This is a genomic window from Actinoplanes sp. NPDC048791, assembly GCF_040650095.1.
Lineage (GTDB): Bacteria > Actinomycetota > Actinomycetes > Mycobacteriales > Micromonosporaceae > Actinoplanes.
Window position 1 is genome coordinate 1 of the sequence record NZ_JBEZGQ010001259.1, and the last position, 2,136, is coordinate 2,136.

Annotated in this window: 2 protein-coding genes and 1 pseudogene; all 3 read right to left on the reverse strand. The window is 72.6% G+C overall.

Annotated features, from left to right (window positions below; genetic code table 11):
• Positions 1-211: 211 nt before the first annotated feature.
• Positions 212-616, reverse strand: a complete 405-nt coding sequence (locus tag AB0C29_RS45110; protein ID WP_360834062.1) for a PPOX class F420-dependent oxidoreductase — start codon at positions 614-616, stop codon at positions 212-214.
• A gap of 33 nt (positions 617-649) precedes the next feature.
• Positions 650-1,546: a trypsin-like peptidase domain-containing protein gene (locus tag AB0C29_RS45115; protein ID WP_360834064.1), complete on the reverse strand. Its 897-nt coding sequence runs from the start codon at positions 1,544-1,546 to the stop codon at positions 650-652.
• A 343-nt stretch (positions 1,547-1,889) separates the two neighbouring features.
• Positions 1,890-2,136, reverse strand: a pseudogene (locus tag AB0C29_RS45120) (saccharopine dehydrogenase); the annotation flags it as partial.

The window sequence follows — 2,136 nt, forward strand, 5'->3', positions numbered from 1 at the left end:
TCGAAGCGCGCGGCGCTGTCCCGCGCCGACAAGGTGGTCGTGCTGATCGGCGGCCGCGCGGTGGCCCAGGGCACCTGGCGTGAGCTGAAGGACAGGTACGGCCACCTGGCCGGCTGAGTGATCGCCGGCGGCGGGATCCCGTCGCCGGCGATCGCGGCCGCACAGCCGGTGTTCGCGGTCGCGCGGCCGGTGTTCGCGGTCGCCCGGCCGGCTACCGGCCGGCCACGTCCCGCTTGCTCGGGACCAGGGCGTGCGGCTCGCTGTCCAGGTCGTCGATGCCGAAGCTGATGATGCGGCGCGGGTGGATCCGGATGATCGCCTCGCCGTCGGCCGGCTGGACCGCCTCGGCGACGCCCCGGATCTCCAGGCAGCGCACCCGCCACGGGTCCGTCGAGGGCAGGTCGTCGACCACGAAGGCGACCCGCCCGTTGTCCGCGACGTTGCGGTACTTGCGGCTGGCGGCCATGTGCCAGCCACTGATGTCGATGGTCGCCAGGTCGCTGTTCCAGCGGAAGCCGACCGGGCTGACCTGCAGGGTGCCGTCGGGCTGGGCGGTCGCCAGGCGGCCGAGCGGCTGGCCGGCCAGGTGGGCGAGTTCTGCTGCGGTGAAGGTCATCCCCGCAGTCGACAACCTGCACCCGGCTTCAGGTCAAGAAGCGGCCTGTGTCTGCAGCTGCCGCACGACACTCGTGACGGTGCCGGCCGGGATGGCGAAACCGACGCCGACGCTGCCGGTGCTCTGATCGCTGGCCGTGGCGATGGCCACGTTGATGCCGATGACGTTGCCGGAGGTGTCGACCAGGGCGCCGCCGGAGTTGCCCTCGTTGATCGGCGCGTCGGTCTGCAGCAGGCCGGTCAGCTGCTCGGTGCCGGTGCCGACCTCACGGTCGAGGGCGCTGACGATGCCGGAGGTGACGGTGCCCTCCAGCCCCAGCGGTGCGCCGAAGGCCAGCACGGTGTCGCCGACGGCCACGCTGTCGTCGGCCCCGAACGTGGCCGGGGTCAGCCCCGACACCCCGGTCGCCTGCACCAGCGCCAGGTCGTGGGTGCTGTCGGCGGCGACAACCTTGGCCGGCACGGTACGGCCGTCGGCGAGCCGCACGCTGACCGTGCCCCCGGAGGCGATGACGTGGTTGTTGGTCAGGATCAGCCCGTCGGCACTGAGCACGACCCCGGAGCCGAGCGCCGACTCGTTCGCGCCGTCGATGAGCACGGTGACGATGCTGGGTGCGACCTTCGCGGCGATCGGGGCGAGACTGTTGTTCTCGCTCACGGCCACTGCGGTGGTGGTGGTGGTGGTGGTCGCCGTGGCGGCGGTGGTGGCCGAGGCCCGGTCGGCGTAGTGCTCGGCGAGGAAGCCGCCCGCCGTACCGCCGCCGGCGATCAGCGCGAGCACCGCGGCCCCGCCGGCGACCCGCCGCGGCCAGTGCCGGTCTCCCCCGCCACGATGACCGATGACATCCGGCGGCAGCGGCGGAGCCGGCGGGATGGTGCCGGTGGACGTGGCATCCTCGGTGTACGGGGGCCGGGTCAGCAGATCGGTCATGGCGCGCCTCGCCTCATCAGTGAGCGGTGATGACCCCACTGTTGCCCGGCAGGTTGTCAGCGACCGGTGAACTCTCTGTGGGTTGGCTGTAGGCGCGCCGTTGGCAGCTACCGCCCAACGCATCGGCGGACCTTGATGACCCTCCTACGGTGGGCGCACGGCACGCTGGCCGCCGCGGCCCCGGCCCAGGCCGTCACCAACTACGGGTGTGTCTATCCGCGGGTCTGCTTCTACAAGACTTACGCCGACTGGCCCCACCGCCACGCAGATCGAGATCATCGACTGACCCCGGTGCTGAGCAGCCGCGGTGCTCCCGGACAGCGCCGGGGGCACCGCGATCGGGTCAGCCGAGCGTCAGGAACCGCGGGCTGAGCGCGTTCAGGAAGTCCTTGGGATCGAAGCGTGCCCCCACCGAAGCGACACCGGCCGACGCGCCCTCCCCGGCCACGATCCGCGCGGCCGCCTCCACGACCAGCGGTGCGGTGACCGCGTAGATGTCGCGGCCGCTCGCCACAACCCGGCGCTCCTCGCCACCCGAGCGAGCCACGACCTCGACCAGGAAGGTCTGCGCCGACCGCCCGTGCCCGTCG

Excerpts from the sequence above, each read along its gene's own strand:
- AB0C29_RS45110 (WP_360834062.1), bottom strand. The coding sequence starts at position 616 with ATGACCTTCACCGCAGCAGAACTCGCCCACCTGGCCGGCCAGCCGCTC.
- AB0C29_RS45115 (WP_360834064.1), bottom strand. The coding sequence starts at position 1,546 with ATGACCGATCTGCTGACCCGGCCCCCGTACACCGAGGATGCCACGTCC.